Annotated in this window: 14 protein-coding genes; 8 read left to right on the top strand and 6 right to left on the bottom strand. The window is 53.4% G+C overall.

Annotated features, from left to right (window positions below; genetic code table 11):
* Positions 1-6: 6 nt before the first annotated feature.
* From C5Y96_RS10115 to C5Y96_RS10105, 3 genes are all read right to left on the bottom strand, one after another.
* On the bottom strand, positions 7-1278 hold the full coding sequence (locus C5Y96_RS10115) for an efflux RND transporter periplasmic adaptor subunit (RefSeq protein ID WP_105352731.1): 1272 nt from the start codon (positions 1276-1278) through the stop codon (positions 7-9).
* 34 nt (positions 1279-1312) lie between these two features.
* On the bottom strand, positions 1313-2830 hold the full coding sequence (locus C5Y96_RS10110; RefSeq protein ID WP_105352729.1) for a hypothetical protein: 1518 nt from the start codon (positions 2828-2830) through the stop codon (positions 1313-1315).
* A 158-nt stretch (positions 2831-2988) separates the two neighbouring features.
* Complete coding sequence (locus C5Y96_RS10105) at positions 2989-3465, bottom strand: hypothetical protein (RefSeq protein ID WP_105352726.1); 477 nt, start codon at positions 3463-3465, stop codon at positions 2989-2991.
* Positions 3466-3745: 280 nt separating this feature from the next.
* On the opposite strand from C5Y96_RS10105, the gene C5Y96_RS10100 reads away from it, so the two are divergent.
* From C5Y96_RS10100 to C5Y96_RS10065, 8 genes are all read left to right on the top strand, one after another.
* Positions 3746-4183, top strand: coding sequence for a hypothetical protein (locus tag C5Y96_RS10100; protein WP_105352723.1), 438 nt, complete (start codon positions 3746-3748; stop codon positions 4181-4183).
* 194 nt (positions 4184-4377) lie between these two features.
* On the top strand, positions 4378-7044 hold the full coding sequence (locus C5Y96_RS10095) for a chemotaxis protein CheW (protein ID WP_105352721.1): 2667 nt from the start codon (positions 4378-4380) through the stop codon (positions 7042-7044).
* Positions 7041-7499 carry a chemotaxis protein CheW gene (locus tag C5Y96_RS10090; protein ID WP_158261167.1) on the top strand — a complete coding sequence of 153 codons (459 nt, stop codon included), beginning with the start codon at positions 7041-7043 and terminating at the stop codon, positions 7497-7499. The genes C5Y96_RS10095 and C5Y96_RS10090 overlap by 4 nt, the downstream gene beginning before the upstream one ends.
* 93 nt (positions 7500-7592) lie before the next feature.
* Positions 7593-9770, top strand: coding sequence for a methyl-accepting chemotaxis protein (locus C5Y96_RS10085; protein WP_146115601.1), 2178 nt, complete (start codon positions 7593-7595; stop codon positions 9768-9770).
* A gap of 84 nt (positions 9771-9854) precedes the next feature.
* The gene (locus C5Y96_RS10080) at positions 9855-10925 is read left to right on the top strand and encodes a chemotaxis response regulator protein-glutamate methylesterase (protein WP_105352714.1); all 1071 of its coding nucleotides are present in this window, start codon (positions 9855-9857) and stop codon (positions 10923-10925) included.
* Positions 10916-11767 (top strand): CheR family methyltransferase, encoded by an 852-nt coding sequence (locus C5Y96_RS10075; protein ID WP_105352711.1) that lies wholly within the window; start codon positions 10916-10918, stop codon positions 11765-11767. Before C5Y96_RS10080 ends, C5Y96_RS10075 begins: the two co-directional genes overlap by 10 nt.
* Before the next feature lie 89 nt (positions 11768-11856).
* Positions 11857-12750, top strand: a complete 894-nt coding sequence (locus C5Y96_RS10070; RefSeq protein ID WP_105352709.1) for a metallophosphoesterase — start codon at positions 11857-11859, stop codon at positions 12748-12750.
* On the top strand, positions 12741-13067 hold the full coding sequence (locus C5Y96_RS10065) for a phosphoribosylaminoimidazole carboxylase (RefSeq protein WP_105352706.1): 327 nt from the start codon (positions 12741-12743) through the stop codon (positions 13065-13067). The genes C5Y96_RS10070 and C5Y96_RS10065 overlap by 10 nt, the downstream gene beginning before the upstream one ends.
* Here the strand turns inward: C5Y96_RS10065 and C5Y96_RS10060 are convergent.
* Genes C5Y96_RS10060 through C5Y96_RS10050 form a run of 3 tightly spaced genes read right to left on the bottom strand, consistent with a single transcriptional unit; the run spans position 13062 to position 15852 of the window.
* Positions 13062-13949, bottom strand: a complete 888-nt coding sequence (locus C5Y96_RS10060; RefSeq protein WP_105352704.1) for an aldo/keto reductase — start codon at positions 13947-13949, stop codon at positions 13062-13064. The two genes, C5Y96_RS10065 and C5Y96_RS10060, sit on opposite strands and share 6 nt — an antisense overlap.
* Before the next feature lie 6 nt (positions 13950-13955).
* A complete protein-coding gene (locus tag C5Y96_RS10055; RefSeq protein WP_105352701.1) occupies positions 13956-14327 on the bottom strand; it encodes a TfoX/Sxy family protein in 372 nt (123 codons plus the stop codon).
* A 52-nt stretch (positions 14328-14379) separates the two neighbouring features.
* Entirely contained in the window at positions 14380-15852 is a 1473-nt protein-coding gene (locus C5Y96_RS10050) for a potassium/proton antiporter (RefSeq protein WP_105352699.1), read from the bottom strand.
* Positions 15853-15865: the final 13 nt, after the last annotated feature.

Here is a 15865-nt window from a genome sequence, read left to right as displayed (position 1 = left end):
TGAAGATTAGGACGAAGGATTGGCTGCTGCTGGATCAGCAGTCTCCGGTTTCGCTTCTTCAGAAGATTTGGGCATTTCGTCTTCGTGCGGTGGTTGTTCAGCGAATGGATTCAGCAGCGACTCGTCCATCGTCAATGTTTGTTTCTGGGGAGAAACAACTGCCCCTGGCCGTGATCGCTGAACTCCATCGACAACAATGAGCTCGTCTGCTTTCAAGCCGTCGGCAACCACTACCATCGGACCAAACTTGTTGCCCAAGGTGATATCGCGGCGCTGCACCGTATTGTTGGCATCGACGACCAGCAAATAGCTGCCAGCTTGATCAAATCCCGTGGAGCTTTCTGGAACGAGCAAAGCGTCCTTCCTTTGCTCGACAGGAGCACGAATCCGGACGAACAAGCCAGGCGCGATTTTTAAATTGGGATTTGGGAAAATCCCTCGTACTGCAAACGTACCGGTGCTTTTGTCGACCGCCAGATCCGCGAAGTTGAAGCTGCCGCGGAAAGGAAATGTGGTATCGGTCGCCCGAGCAAGATATAGAGGGACCATGTCGGAATGGCTCTTTCGTTCTTCGCGAGTCTCTTTGTCAAGGAATTCCAAGTAGGCCCGTTCGCTAATCGAAAAGTTCGCGTAGATCTGATCGTAGGAAATAACGGTGGTTAGATGAGTCGATGGCTGGCCAGTAACAAGGTTCCCCTTCTTAACCAGTGCTTTGCCCACGCGACCCTTAATCGGGGAACGCACTTCCGTGTAATCCAGGTCCAACTGAGCGTTATCAAGCTTCGCTTCGGCGGCCAATACAGCAGCTTCGGAACCGTCCAGCTCCGCCTTCGCGGCGACGAGAGTAGTTTCAGGCGTTGCCTTCTTCGCGAATAACTCCGTTTGGCGATTGAACTCGATTTTGGCTTTTTCGCGATCGACCTTCTTGGCGTCCAGTTCTGCCTGAGCCATATCGCGGGCTGCCACGTAACGGCGGCGTTCGAGTTGAAAAAGAACCTGGTCCTTCTCCACTTCGTCGTTGGGTTCGAATAACACGTCTTCAATGATCCCTTCAACGCGGGCATTGATTTCGACGCGTTCGACCGCTTCGGTGGTGCCTGTTTCCTCCATGTAGATCGTAACGTCGTGCACAAAGGGAAGAGCGACGGTTACCTCGACGGGAGGTGGCGGCTGATACTCGTTCGGGGAAGAGCAACCGCCCAGGGGTAATATCAGCAGTGTACTTAACCAAGTACACGCTAACAGCAAGGCCCACGCAATAGAATGTCGCGATTCCATAAGTTCCCTCGATCAAGATGTAAGCGACAAACGGCTAGAATTCGACGCCGTACTTCTGTGTCATATGACGACGAATATCTGCCGTGGCATTGTCAATGTCACGCATGACGTCGTTCGCCGATTTTGCCCCTTTGATTTGTTCTTCCATGCGAACATTCGACATCATCGAACCGGTACGCTGCCAGTCTGGGGTTGCTTCCCAACCGTTCCAGCTATATTGACCAGCCCAGTTGGCCCCGATCGGAGCGGAGTAGGTCGTCACGTCATACTGCTCAGGCACTTCGTTCTGACGAATGCGACTACGTGCCGCCGCATCGATGACTTCTGATTGCCCAGTCCGCAGACTCTCGGAAACATAACGGCCGTAGCTTAGAAGATCAGCGTCAACGTTGGCGATCGGCAGGCGATCGATCTTGCGAGCATACTTGTCGAACCATACGCTGATTTGCCCCATCGTCTGACGCCCTTTCTTTTGAGTGCGTAGCTCATCTAATAGGGAAACAACCGACTTGTAATAGATTTGCGAGGCCGCGATGGTTAAATCCTTTTGTTCATCGGCTTCCGAGTTGTCTCCGGTCTTAGTGGCCTTTTGTCGAGCCTCTTGCAGCGAAGGTGGCGCATCGACAAGGCTGAAAATACGACGAAGTCCACTCGCATAGAGGGGGCCCGTTAATTGAACGCGATTATTGCTGACCGTTACTTCCCACGAATCGATCTCGTCGATCATCATTCCCTGTTTGCCGAGGATTTCAAGCAGCAGCGGTTTGGCGAAATCTTTGAGAATAGAAACGTCTTCACTGAAGTCAACTTTCACGGCACCGGTCATCGATTGTTGGACAGTTACCCCCAACGAGATACCACGAACACTCGCCAATACCTTGGCTAGTTGATCCAGATCTACCTTTCGCCCTTTGAGTGTTTCCAGAGAATCGAGGCGATTGCGCGCGATTTGGGGAGACACGACGTGTGTCAGATCGAGTGCCACGATAATAGGAGAGCCTGCGTCAGCAAACGTTTGTGCTTCGGCAAGATACTCACTTAAGCCACGCAGGGAATTGTCGTAGTAACGTGTGATCCAGAGAGCCACGTCCTGACGCGTCGCTGGCGTTCCGTATCCAACGATGTTCTCCATGAACTTGACGACATAAATGTCCCCCGGAAGAATCGCGACAGATCGCTCCGAGATGAAGTCGGTGGTGCCTTGATAGCGGACGGCAACTTTAGGCAGCGAGGGATCGTACTTCAGATCCATCAGGCCCACTTGCCATTCTGGATGCTTGGTTTCCAAGTCAAGCTTGGCTGCGGCAACAAACGTATTGGCTTGCGGAGGAATCGCTTCGATACCGGCTTCGAAAGCCTCTTCCTGCTTTTCTCGCCAATTATGATCCTTGCCCAGTGGGCTATTCTGCAGCTTGTTCACATCGACAAAGAAGATTGCATTCGCACCATCGGGAATGCGCTTGGTGAGTTCGCGGAATTGGGCGAAGCCAGAACTCGGATGAGAAGTCAGTATGGTGATACCAATCAATCCGCAGAGAAGTGCCCGGATCATTGATGAGGCTCCTGGTAGTCGTCGTGGGCGAATGTTCACTTGTTACTGTAAAACACGCAATACCATCACTTTACCATCCCGGAATGTCAGGAACCACGCCCATTTACGAGGGAGTTCGAGAAGAATCGATGAATGAGATCCCTTCAGGGGAACCATTATCAAAGCCATGTCTGAACGATTTCTTCGACCTGGTCTCCATCGAGAGTCTCGTGGGCTACCAGGTCGTCGACAATTGCCGCCAGGGCCGCCCAGTGGTGATCTTGCGATATTAACTCGTAGATCTGCTTGGTGGCACGTTCGAGAAATGTCATACGTTGCTGTTGGTCGGGAATAATTTTGGTCGCCGATTGCCAGGCAGCTTGCCAGTCCGACGCCCACTCACTGACCAGTCCAGGATGGTAGGGATCGCCAGTGTGAATCATTTCCGCGACGGGTCCAGCCAATGCGACCATGATCATCTTCTGGTGTAGCTCTCGGGGCGTGAACCGATCGAGTGGCCATTCGACTTGAATCTCGGCAAATCGATCGGGGCCGTCATCCCAATCGGGGATCAGCGAAACGTGACGAACACGAGCCCCCACAAGAATGGCAAGCAAGGCATGTCCGGCTTCGTGATAGGCGTTGATCTCTTCCATAGGTTCCCATTGTAAGAATACAAGCAGGACGCTGTTAGCAACGCGGGGCCAATTACAAAACTTTACAAAGTAGCTAATGATGAGCCTGCCAGTAGGGCGTCAGAGGGGAGATAACCGTTAAATCCGGAACACGAGTGTTGATCGATGTGTGGTGTTCGAAGAATTCCATTTCTGTTTTGGTTGCTTGGGAGGGAAGTGATCACAAGCTTTATGTAAGCCCCTTCGTTGCCTACCCTCATCGAACTGAGTGTCAGGCGGCAGACAGTCAAGGACCATCGTCATGCACTTCGGACTCTATCTGCTCCGTAAGGAAAGTATTACTGGCCCACAGTTCATCCAAGCTGTTTCGCGACAGTTGGAAACTCGTCCCCAGATCGGTTCACTGGCTATTGAAACCCGCTGTTTGAGCATGCGAGATGTATTCCAGGTCTTAAGTCTGCAAAGTGTGACGAACGAGTCGTTTGGGCAACTGGCAATTCAACTGGGAATACTGACCGAAGCAGACATTCGAGATCTATTGGCTCTTCAGACCGAGCGAACCACGCCACTGGCCCAGGTTCTGGTCGATATCGGAGCCCTCGAACCATATCAGTTGCAAACCGAGTTGCAACTATTTCGCTCGGCCATGTCCAGCGGTCCGTTATTGGAAGAGGATTCTGTTTATCTCGACGTCAATGCCATTGAAGCTGCGTTTGCCACCTTTGAGGTAACCGTCTAGTTCGAGGGCAGTGGATCGCGGAAGTCGTACTTTTGATCGGCTGAACGCAACTTTCTTGTAATCGGTAAAACCGGCAAAGGCTGGTTACGTCAAGCCGTATTTGGCTTCCCGATTAATGTGCGATTTCTCACTTGCACACCTCAGCAACCTAAATCATTGCAACCGAATACCCGTAAGTTTGGAAAGGAACGCTGATGCCGTTCGACGACCCTGCACTTTTAGCTGAATTTGTAACCGAGTCGAGAGAACATCTCGCCGATGTCGAGGGGCAGTTGCTCGAGATCGAAGCCAATGGTGCCAACATTGACGTGGACCTTGTGAACAAGGTCTTCCGCGCCATTCATTCGATCAAAGGTGCTGCAGGATTTATGGGACTCGTGAGAGTCAACGAGTTGGCCCATGCGTTGGAGAACGTGCTTGGCAAGATGCGAACCAAGGAATTGACCCCCAATTCTCAGATCGTCGATGTCATGCTGAAAGGGGCGGATGCCCTCTCTGGCCTGATCAACGATATCGAGAACTCGAACGCAGTCGATGTTTCGGCCCATGTCATCTTGCTGAATGAAATCTTCGAAGGGGACGGTGCTTACTCGTCTGCCCAGGCGTCGACAGATCACCAGTCGGATGATTCGGATGCCATCGTAGATAAAATTGCCGCTCCATCCGAGACTGCCGACAAAAGTCTTCCAGCCGATGAACCATTGAAGGAAACCGCAGTCGCTCAGCGATCGCAAGCAACATCTCAAGTGGAATCCAGCATCCGCGTGCAAGTGGGTGTGTTGGATCGCCTGATGAACCTGGCCGGTGAATTGGTACTGGGACGAAATCAGCTTCTGCAAACCGTGAACAATGCCGACGGAACCAGCATGCAAGCGGTTGCGGCTCGCCTGGATCAAGTGACCAGCGAGTTGCAGGAAGCCATCATGCAGACCCGCATGCAGCCGATTGGTAACGTCTTCAACAAGTTCCCACGCGTTGTACGCGATCTTTCTGCCAAGCTGGGCAAGCAATGTAACGTCGTCATGGAGGGTGGCGAGGTGGAAGTCGACAAGACGATTATTGAAGCGATCGGCGACCCGCTGACGCACATGGTGCGAAACTCGGTCGATCATGGGATCGAGATGCCTGAGAAGCGGATGTCCACTCAAAAGGAGCCTGCCGGCACGGTTACGCTTCGGGCCTATCATCAAGCTGGCAAGGTTCGTATCGATATTTGCGACGACGGTGGTGGTATTGATACCAACCGCCTCAAAGAAAAGGCGGTCTCCAAAGGGATCATCACAGCCGAACGCGCCTCACAGATGTCAGACCGCGAGGCGGTGTGGCTGATCTTTCATCCTGGCTTCTCGACCGCTGAGAAGATCAGCGACGTGAGCGGTCGTGGTGTGGGGATGGACGTCGTTCGCACCAACATCGAAAAGATCGGCGGTTCGGTCGATATCGAATCGACGCTCGGCCAAGGGACCTCCGTTCAGATCACCTTGCCGCTAACTCTGGCTATTATTCCATCGATGCTGATTCGCAGTTGCAATCGCCGTTTTGCGATTCCACAAGTCAATATTGTGGAATTGGTTCGCGTTCGTGCGAGTGAGTCTTCGCAGCGTATCAGCCGGGTCAAAGGTGCCCGCGTTCTGCGTTTGCGTGGCTCGTTGCTGCCGCTGGTCGACCTCGATCAGGCAATGAACTTTGCTGATGCGAAAGAAAAGAGTGACAGCGAAGGAGCTCGTCAAATCGTCGTCGTCGAAAGTGGTCAATTCCGTTATGGCTTGATCGTCGACGAAATTGACGATTCGGAAGAAATCGTTGTCAAGCCACTGGGACGTCACCTCAAATCGTGCGGATGTCTCGCCGGTGCGACGATTCTGGGTGACGGGCACGTTGCTCCGATTCTCGATGTCTCAGGGATTGCCGCCAAGACCGACCTGCGGTCTCACGAGCAGGAGAATAACAAGGAACACCACCAGGACGATGCATCGCTCGCGAGCGAACGCCAGTCGCTACTGATGTTCACCAATGCCCCTACCGAACAGTTCGCCGTGCCGATGAGCCTCATTTCGCGGATCGAACGCATTCGAACCGAGCAAATCGATACCGTCGGAGGACAAGAACTTCTGCAATACCGCGGAACGTCTTTGCCGCTGCTTACGATCGAAGCTCACATCAAGGCTCAGCCACGTCCCGCAATGGATTACGTGCATGTGGTCGTGTTCCAGATCCATGGCCGCGAAGTCGGCTTGATTGCCGCCGAGTTGAACGACATTCGTGAAGTGGCTGCCGAGATCGATGGAAACACGTTCCGCGAGCCAGGTATCGCAGGCTCGATTGTTGTCGATGACAAAACCATCCGAATTGTCGATCTCTACGAGTTGGCCTTCTCCGCCCATCCCAAGTGGTTCGCAGAAAAGCCGAAAGTAACTGTCGACGAAGAGTCGCCGTTCCAGATCTTGCTGGCTGAAGATTCGTCCTTCTTCCGCAAGCAGGCCAAAGACTACTTGGAAAGCGAAGGCTTCAGCATCATCGAAGCAGAAGATGGTGCCCAGGCCTGGGAACTTCTGAAGTCTGGAGAATACAAGGTGGATCTGGTCATTACGGATATCGAGATGCCATTTATGAATGGCTTCGAACTTACCCGTACGATCAAGTCAAATTCTGATACTTGTCACCTCCCTGTCATCGCGTTGACCTCGTTGGCCAGCGACGAAGACCAGCGTCGCGGCGTAGAAGCAGGCGTTGATGATTACCAAATCAAAATGGATCGCGAACGCGTCATGTCAGCCGTTTGGCGACTGTTGAGTCCTAAGAAGACCAATCGCAAAGGTTCGCATAGCAAGCCTGAAGTGCTAGAAGGATGCCTGTCATGAGCTCTGTCACAACCCTAACCAAATCGACCGCAGTCGAACTTCAATTTGCCACGTTCTACGTCGGTGAGTTGCTCTTGGCCTTGCCAATCGATTACGTGCAAGAGATTAATCGCAATCTCGAACTGACTGAAATTCCTCACGCTCCGGAGCATGTACGTGGCGTGATCAATCTGCGAGGCGATGTCGCCACGGTGATTGATCTGCGACGCATCCTCGGGTTCAGCCTGGCAGAGGTCACCCCTCAAAGCCGGAATCTGATCGTCAGATCCGGTGATGAATCGATCGGCCTCTGGGTCGATCGAATCGCCGATATTATTTCCATCACGAGTGACAGCATCTGCCCTGCCCCTGCGAATGTTTCGGGAGCGGATGGTCGTTACTTCAAAGGCGTTTACCGAAATGATTCGGAGATCGTCGTAATTCTAGATGTCCAAGAAGTTCTGGATGTGGAATAGTCCTCCAGGATTTCAACCTGCCTGAGTAGTAACGAGACTACCAGCGATTTCTTCTTTAAATTGCAACGCCCCCAGTTCCAAGGTGAACCCCAAGTGAAAAATATTTTGAAGTTGAAGATGACCGGCAAGCTAATCGCGGCTTGTCTTGTATTTGGTATTCTGCCGCTGTTGACCGTTGGTGTTGTCATGTGGCAATCAGCACACAAAGCCATTGAGATTGCTGCCAAGGACTATCAAACCACGGCGGAGAATATTGCGGATACGATCGATCGCAACTTGTTCGAACGCTACGGAGACGTTCAAGCATTCTGCCTAAACTCGGTCATTCAGGACCGAGACTCGTGGTACAAAAAAGGCATGGACAATGCAATCGTCGAAGCCATGGACAAGTACGTTGATACCTACGACATTTACTATTTGACGATGCTTGTCGACCTGGACGGCAAGCTGATTGCCGTCAACAGCCGCGATCAGGATGGGGTCGCCGTGAATACCGAGGAACTGTACGAAAAGAACTTTGCGGACAAGCACTGGTTTCAGGATGTATTGGCCAAGAAGTTCTACGAAGACGAGACCGGTTCCTTCTCCGGCACGGTTGTCGAGCACTTTTATGTCGACGACAAAGTCATGAAGTGTTACGGCAATGAAGGGTACTCGCTTGGTTTCTCTGCTCCGGTTTACGATGCCGAAGGCAACGTGATTGCCGTGTGGAAGAACGTCGCGAAGTTTGACCTGGTGGAAGAAATTGTATGGGATGCCTATCGCAAGCTAAAGCAGCGGGGTATGGCCACCGCCGAGATCACCTTGCTGGACGACAAGGGAGTCGTGATTGTCGATTGCGATCCTGCGACTCGCGGAACGGAAGAGATTGTTCGCGATGTCGACGTTATCGGTAAGCTGAACCTGGTCGACAAGCAGGTCCTGGCTGCTCAAACGGTGGTTGGTGGTGAAAACGGTTATACGACCGACTCATTTCACCCTCGCAAGGGAATCACTCAGGCTGCCGGTTACACTCCGATGCGTGGAGCTCTCGGATTCCCAGGCATGCAGTGGAATGTCCTGGTTCGCGTGAATGCTGCCGAGGCATTTGCCGAAGCTTATCGCCCGCTGTATGCGTGGGCAATGACCACCGTGATCGCTTCGGTTGTTATCGGGATCATGGCCTTCCTGATCTCTCGCACGTTCACCAAGCCGCTGCACAACACGATTGCCATGCTGCAAGACGTCGCGGAAGGGGATGGTGACCTGACGAAACGACTGGATGAATCTCGCAGTGATGAGATCGGTGAGGTTGCCCATTGGTTTAACTTGTTCATCGGTCAGATTCAGGACATGGTAGGCGAGATCGCTTCCAACTCGAACACTCTCTCTGAAGGGTCGAATCGTTTGGTCACGACGGCCACCCAGCTTTCGTCTGGGGCTGAATCGTCTAAACATCGTTCGGCCAGTGTTTCTTCGGCTGCCGAAGAAATGTCGATCAACATGAAGAACATGGCTGCCTCGACAACGCAAATGTCAAGCGGTATCAGCTCGGTTGTCGCAGCGATCGACGAAATGACCACCACTATTTCCGAAATCGCCAAGCATGCTGAAACCAGCGCCGGTGTCGCCGACAAGGCCACCCGTATCGCCGAAGACAGCAACAATAAGATCTGTCATCTGGGTTCGGCTGCCAATGAAATCGGACGCGTGATCGAAGTGATCGAAGATATTGCCGAACAAACCAATCTTCTGGCTCTCAATGCGACCATCGAAGCAGCTCGTGCTGGTGAAGCCGGTAAGGGGTTTGCCGTGGTGGCAACCGAAGTGAAGGAACTGGCGAAACAGACTTCGAGTGCCACGGACGATATTCGCAATCGAATCGAGCACATTCAAAGCTCGACGCAGGATGCCGTGAGCTCCATTTCCGAGATCAGCGAAGTCGTCAGCAGTGTCAACGAACTCGCACGCACGATTGCTTCGGCCGTGGAAGAGCAAAGCATCACGACCAAGCAGATCTCGCAGGACATATCGGAAACTGCTTCGGCCGCTGAAGTGGTGGCCCGTGGTGTCGACGAATCGGCCACGGCCAGCGGCGAAATCACGCAGAACATTTGCGAGGTGGACCGTGTCTTGAGCGAAACCGTTCAAGGTGCAGGGCTGTCGCAGCAATCGGGTGAAGAGCTTGCTCGACTGGCTGAGAACTTGCGAAGCGTTGTGTCGCGTTTCAAGATCGGCGAATCTACTCCGGCTACCAAAGCCAAGCAAGATCAGCCTTTGTTGGGCGCGTAGGAATACAGTTGTGGAAACGAGTCGCCTCGTCCACCAGCATGGGGATCAGGCGACGAAACCCGGGACAATAAGGAATCGGAAGCCATGCGTGTGTTAATTGTGGACGACTCGACCTTGTTCAGAAAGGTCGTACGAGACACGTTGTCGCAGTGCCCCGGAGTAGAGATTGTTGCCGTCGCCTCCGACGGCAAGAACGCACTCGAAAAGATCCGTCACTATCATCCGGATCTGGTGACGCTCGACGTCGAAATGCCGATTCTCAATGGTATCGAGGTTCTACGAGAACTACAAACGATGCCGTTGAAGCCAGAGGTGATCATGCTGAGCGCCATGACCGATCATGGCGCATTGGCAACCACTCAGGCGCTTCGTCTGGGGGCATTTGATTTCGTCCTGAAGCCGAATCAGTCGAAGCTGGAAGACAGCTGTGCTCAACTGAAAACGGAACTCCTTCCCAAGGTCAAGGTCTTACAGGAGCGGCTGCGTAAGCAACTGGGAACGGTCCCCATTCATGAAGAGGAACCGATTCATCACGACGTGCTTTCCGGGAGCTTCGATCCGGGGAATGCCAAAGTAGTGGGGATCGGCGTCTCGACCGGCGGTCCGGCGGCGCTTGCCCATGTCTTGCCCAAGCTACCGGCGAACTTGCGAGTGCCGCTACTTATTGTGCAGCACATGCCTCCGGTGTTTACTCGGTCGCTGTCTGCCGATCTGGATCGATCCTCGAAGATCAAAGTTCAGGAAGCGGAGAGCGGTCAGGTGATTTTGCCTGGAAATGCCTACATTGCCCCCGGCGGCAAACAGATGAAGGTTATTTCGCAGAACGGTCGTAAAGAGATTCTGATTACGGACGATCCAGCAGAAAGAAGCTGTAAGCCGTCAGTCGATTACCTGTTTCGCTCGATGGCCCACGAGTATGGCCGGGAAGCGATGGCAATCGTGATGACGGGAATGGGGGATGACGGGACCATGGGCTGTCGCTTGCTTAAGCGTCACGGCTGCATGGTCGTCGCCCAGGAAGAAAAGAGCTGTGTTGTGTTTGGTATGCCCAGGCAAGTGATTGCCGCCGGGCTGGCCGATAAAGTCACACCCCTGAATCAAATGCACGAGATCATCGAAAGTGCCGAGGTCCAAGGAGGTAGTAAATGCCGGTAAATGCAGGCGAAATCGACGCCGTGTGCGACCTGATCAACGACTTGTGCGGGATCTGCCTCGATGCATCGAAGTCTTATCTTATTGAAAGTCGCCTAGGGCATATCGTCGAAAAGCATGGCTGTGCCAGCTACGCCGATCTCGTCCAGAAGGTGCGACGTGGCACTGACATCACCTTGAAAAACCAAGTGGTCGATGCCATCACGACGAACGAAACACTTTTCTTTCGAGACAGCTACCTGTTCGAGGCTCTACGACACAAAGCTCTGCCAGAACTGATCGACAGCAAAGAGAAATCGGCATTTCCCACGCGTTTGCGGCTTTGGTCGGCAGCGTGTAGCACCGGGCAAGAGCCGTACAGCCTGGCGATGACCTTGGCTGAGATGATTCCGGACGTGCATCGTTGGGACATTCAAATCCTGGGTAGCGACATCTCCGACGCCGTGATCGCCAAGGCCAGTCGTGGCTGGTATGCCACGCATGAAATCGAGCGTGGCGTGTCGCCAGAACGTCTCCGACGCTTTTTCACAGCTGATGGCAACGGATGGCGAATCCGCGATGAGATACGATCAATGTGCAGCTTTCAGAAACAGAATCTGCTTGAACCGCTGGGCATGTCTGCCCGCTTTGACATGGTCTTCTGCCGCAACGTTGCCATCTATTTCACCCGAGACGTCCGGCGTGACCTGTTTCAACGAATTGCCGGTACGATGAGCCCTCAAGGTTACCTATTTGTGGGGGCCCAGGAATTTCTGGCTGATATCGGTCCCAATTTCGCCCCACAAAATCATTGCCGGGGGACCTTCTATCGTCCGAATTTGACCAGCATTCCTGTCTATATCTAACCGATGCTGCCGTTTTCTTGACGGCTTGCGGACTGGCATTTCACTCGACTACCTTGCATACTTCACGAAGTCACTGCGAGGTTATCGAGATGTCGAATTCCATAGATCTATCTATCGCTTCGGAACAAACCCGTCGCCGGTTTCTGCAAACCGGCGTTCTTCTATTGGCAGGCGTCAGCACAGGCCCGGCACTGGCCGAAGGAGCAGAACCGATGCTGCGAATCGGCTTGATGACAGATTTGCACTACGCCGACAAGAAACCTGTCGGGTCTCGCTACTATCGGGAAACACTGGATAAGATCGCCGTAGCATCCGGTCAGCTTTCCGGTGCGAGTCTCGACTTCCTCGTGGAACTTGGAGACTTTATTGATGCTGCCGATGCGGTTGACGTCGAACTCGGTTACCTGAAGACCATTGCCAAGCCGTTCGCCGAGATCTGCGTCGACCGTCATTACGTGCTGGGAAACCACTGTGTCGATACGCTGACCAAAGAGGAGTTCCTCGACACGATCGGGCAGGAGAAATCTTACTATTCGTTCAATCGCGGCGATTTCCACTTCGTGGTTCTCGATGCTTGTTATCGCACTGACGGCAAGCCGTATGGCCGGAAGAATTCGGTGTGGACCGATGCCAATATTCCCGCGGAAGAGTTGGAATGGCTGGCCGATGATCTCAACCAAAGTGACAAGAAGACGATTGTCTTCGCTCATCAGCGATTGGACGACGAAGGGAGTCACTTCGTCAATAATTCGCCTACGGTGCGAAAGATACTGGAGCAGTCAAAGCGTGTCGCCGCTGTTTTCCAGGGGCATAGTCACGCCAACGATTACCAACAGGTTAACGGTATTCATTACTGCACGCTGCGCGCGATGATCGAACAGTCCGGCCCCGATAATAACGGTTTCGCAGTCCTCGAGATCGATGGTAATGGTGGATTGAAGATCGAAGGCTTCAAAAAACAGGCAAGCTACCAGTGGACATAACCAACCTTTTTCGCGATCTGCCGGAATCTCTGCCTGAGGAAGCGTTTCAAGCACTGGTCGAGAGCGGAGACGTGCGTATCGAGCGGATCGTTTCACATGGGCACGCTTCGCCAGAAGGTTACTGGTACGACCAGCCTCAAAGCGAATTCGTCGTCCTGCTGCAAGGTTCAGCCACATTACAGATTGAAGGGGAAGACCAGCCACGATTGCTCGTGCCTGGCGACTTCGTCAACCTGCTTTCCCATCAGAAGCATCGCGTTGAGTCGACCGATCCCGATGTGAAAACGATTTGGTTGGCTATTCACTACGGCTCATAACGCCGACACGCGTCGCAGCGTTTCTTTCACCAGTTCGGCACTTAATGGTCCCTTATTGGCGGCGGCGATGTTTTCTGCGAGGTGGTCTTCGTTGCATGTGCCAACGATCGTCGTATCACAGTGCGGGTGCGAAAGAGTGAAACGCAAGATGAACTCGGCGCGGGACATGTCCTCGGTCAGAAGTTCGTCCAGTTTGGCTGCCGTCCATACGTCATTCAGGTTCGGTCGTTGAATTTCCGCATCGGGGCCACCGTGGGCGATTCCACCCCGGATGATAATCCCCGCTCCCGACTCACTTGCGGCGGTGATGATATCGTGGTGCTCAGGGGCCAGGCAGGAATAGGGGATCTGGAAGGTTTCAAATACACCTAATTCAATAAGCCCAGGCAAATCAGGAAGCTTGCTCGACACGCCGATATGTCGAATCATCCCCTGACTCTTGAAGTCGAGTAGTTGATCGACCAGGCCGTTCTCTTCCAACGTGATCGCATCACCACCATGAAACTGCATGAGGTCGATATAGTCTGTTTCCAATCGTTCTAAGCTCGTTTCCAGATTCCGCTGGATGACCTCTTGGTTCCATTCGTGCTTGATCTCCAGATGGTCGGCATGTTGGACGTAGGCGCACCCGCACTTGGTGGCTAGGTAAAACTCATTTCTGCGATTACCCAGGGCTCGGCCGATGCGTTGTTCGGCGAGCCCGTAGTCTGGTGCCGTATCGAGAAAGTTGATGCCTGCATCGATCACGCGGTTCAGAAACCGCTCGGCAGCGGCATCTTCCACCACACGAACACCCCAGGTATTCGGACCACGAAGCCCCATGGTGCCGTAGCCAAGTTGTGTGATCTCGATGCCGGTGTTGCCAAGTCTTCGTTTGAACATGCTGCGTTATGCTGCGTCTTTGGGGGGAAGCGTGAGGGTGAAAGCAACGGCCTGGGAAATCAGGCGGTTCAGTTCATCTTCCCTTTCAAATCCTTCGTGTTCAACCACGATCCAGCCTCGCATGACTCTTCCGGTCGGGGCGAACTCACGCGTGTGTGGAGACTGCAGATACTGCTGGTAGGCATCGGGGCCGACTCGCAAAATGAGGTAGTCGTCGCGTACTCCACAGCAAAGATTGCCGTGCAGGAGATACGCAAATCCACCAAACATCTTTTTGCCGGTAAGCCCTTTCCGGCGACGCAGCAAGCGATAGATGCGTGCGGAGATCTCTTCGTTGTATGCCATAAGTTTGACACGGGTGCTGGAAACTGTCGTCATCAAGACATCAGCTTAACCCGTTCATCCGCGAATGTCGCCATCCATTTAACGATCAATTATCCAAGGGGGCGGCCTGGCAAAAAATTGCGTCCAGCCCCTCCCCTGCCCCGCTTTTGACAACCACGATCACGTGATCGCCTGGGGAAATAGTGGTCGCTCCTCGCGGAGGAATAAACGCGTCGTTGCGGGCAATTAGCGCGATCGTTACCCCTTCAGGCAGCCCCAGTTCGCTCACTTTCCGACCATCGGCCAGCGAGCCCGGTTCGATCGTGTAGTCGAGAATGTCACCGTCGACGTGTCGCAACGAATGGATTTCCAGCTGAACCGGAGGGCTGCCTTGTATCGGTTCGTCCAGGTTCAGCTTTCTTGCGACCCAAGGTAGAGACCACCCTTGGACCAAGGCCGAGACCACGACAACAAAGAAGACCACATCGAAAATCAATTGCGCTTCATCAAGATGAAACAAAAGGGGAAACGTCGCGAGCGTAATCGGGACAGCCCCCTTCAAGCCACCCCAACTGGCCAGTGCCATCTCATTCCAGCGGAAGCGAAACGGGAGCATGCATACCACCACGGCAATGGGGCGAGCCACAAAAATCAAGACGACTGCGATTCCCAGTGCCTGCCATTTGACGGCCAGCAATTCGCTGGGGAAACACAGCAGCCCCAGCACGATAAACATGGCGATTTGAGCCAGCCAAGCCAAAGCGTTGTGAAACAGCAGCGTCCCCTTTTTAAAGACGACGCGATTATTGCCAATCACAATTCCAGCCAAATAAACGGCTAGAAAACCGCTTCCCCCGAAATGTGCTGCCAGTCCAAACGTTAGCAATGCCATGCCGGTGGTCAAAAGGGGATAGAGCCCAGCCGTGTTGAGATTCAAGCGATTGGTGATCCAAACCGCAATGTATCCAAACGCGATACCGATCATTCCCCCCAATACCATTTGCTTGACGAACAGCAGGATCAGGCTGCCTCCCCAGCCTACTTCATGGGTCAGCAGTTCGATGAGCCCTACGGTCAGAAAGATTGCCATCGGATCATTCGAGCCACTTTCGATCTCAAGCGTCGAGCTCAGTTTGGCAGGCAGGGCGAAGCCGCCGGTTCGAAGTACCGAAAACACCGCGGCCGCGTCGGTCGAACCGACAATGCTTCCCAGTAGCAAGCCATTGAGCAGCGGTAGCCCAAGAATCCAGCAAGCGGCCAGGCCGGTCGCCAAGGATGTGATCAGTACGCCCAGTGTGGCTAAAACCAACGAGGGTTTCCAGGCCGTAGAGATCGAGGCGAAGGTGGTACCCAGTCCGCCGTCAAACAAGATGATTGCCAGCGCAAGCGAGCCGACGGCATGTGCCAGTTCGTAATCTTCAAACTCGATTCCGCCAAACCCTTCCGATCCGGCCAACATGCCCAGACCCAAGAAGAGCACCAGCATCGGAACACCATAGCGAGCTGAGATTTTGCTAGTGATCACGCCCAACAAAAGGAGCGTCCCTGCCACCAGCATTGCTTCTTCAATCCAGAACATGAATCCTCGTCAC

Source organism: Blastopirellula marina (assembly GCF_002967715.1).
GTDB classification, from domain to species: Bacteria; Planctomycetota; Planctomycetia; order Pirellulales; family Pirellulaceae; genus Bremerella; species Bremerella marina_B.
Note: the sequence above shows the minus strand (reverse complement) of the source record. Positions and strands in the feature narration are given on the sequence as shown.

Coding starts and splice junctions, on each gene's coding strand:
- C5Y96_RS10095 (WP_105352721.1), top strand. CDS start 4,378: ATGCCGTTCGACGACCCTGCACTTTTAGCTGAATTTGTAACCGAGTCG.
- C5Y96_RS10060 (WP_105352704.1), bottom strand. CDS start 13,949: ATGTTCAAACGAAGACTTGGCAACACCGGCATCGAGATCACACAACTT.
- C5Y96_RS10070 (WP_105352709.1), top strand. CDS start 11,857: ATGTCGAATTCCATAGATCTATCTATCGCTTCGGAACAAACCCGTCGC.
- C5Y96_RS10100 (WP_105352723.1), top strand. CDS start 3,746: ATGCACTTCGGACTCTATCTGCTCCGTAAGGAAAGTATTACTGGCCCA.
- C5Y96_RS10110 (WP_105352729.1), bottom strand. CDS start 2,830: ATGATCCGGGCACTTCTCTGCGGATTGATTGGTATCACCATACTGACT.
- C5Y96_RS10050 (WP_105352699.1), bottom strand. CDS start 15,852: ATGTTCTGGATTGAAGAAGCAATGCTGGTGGCAGGGACGCTCCTTTTG.
- C5Y96_RS10075 (WP_105352711.1), top strand. CDS start 10,916: ATGCCGGTAAATGCAGGCGAAATCGACGCCGTGTGCGACCTGATCAAC.
- C5Y96_RS10115 (WP_105352731.1), bottom strand. CDS start 1,278: ATGGAATCGCGACATTCTATTGCGTGGGCCTTGCTGTTAGCGTGTACT.
- C5Y96_RS10105 (WP_105352726.1), bottom strand. CDS start 3,465: ATGGAAGAGATCAACGCCTATCACGAAGCCGGACATGCCTTGCTTGCC.
- C5Y96_RS10090 (WP_158261167.1), top strand. CDS start 7,041: ATGAGCTCTGTCACAACCCTAACCAAATCGACCGCAGTCGAACTTCAA.
- C5Y96_RS10080 (WP_105352714.1), top strand. CDS start 9,855: ATGCGTGTGTTAATTGTGGACGACTCGACCTTGTTCAGAAAGGTCGTA.
- C5Y96_RS10055 (WP_105352701.1), bottom strand. CDS start 14,327: ATGACGACAGTTTCCAGCACCCGTGTCAAACTTATGGCATACAACGAA.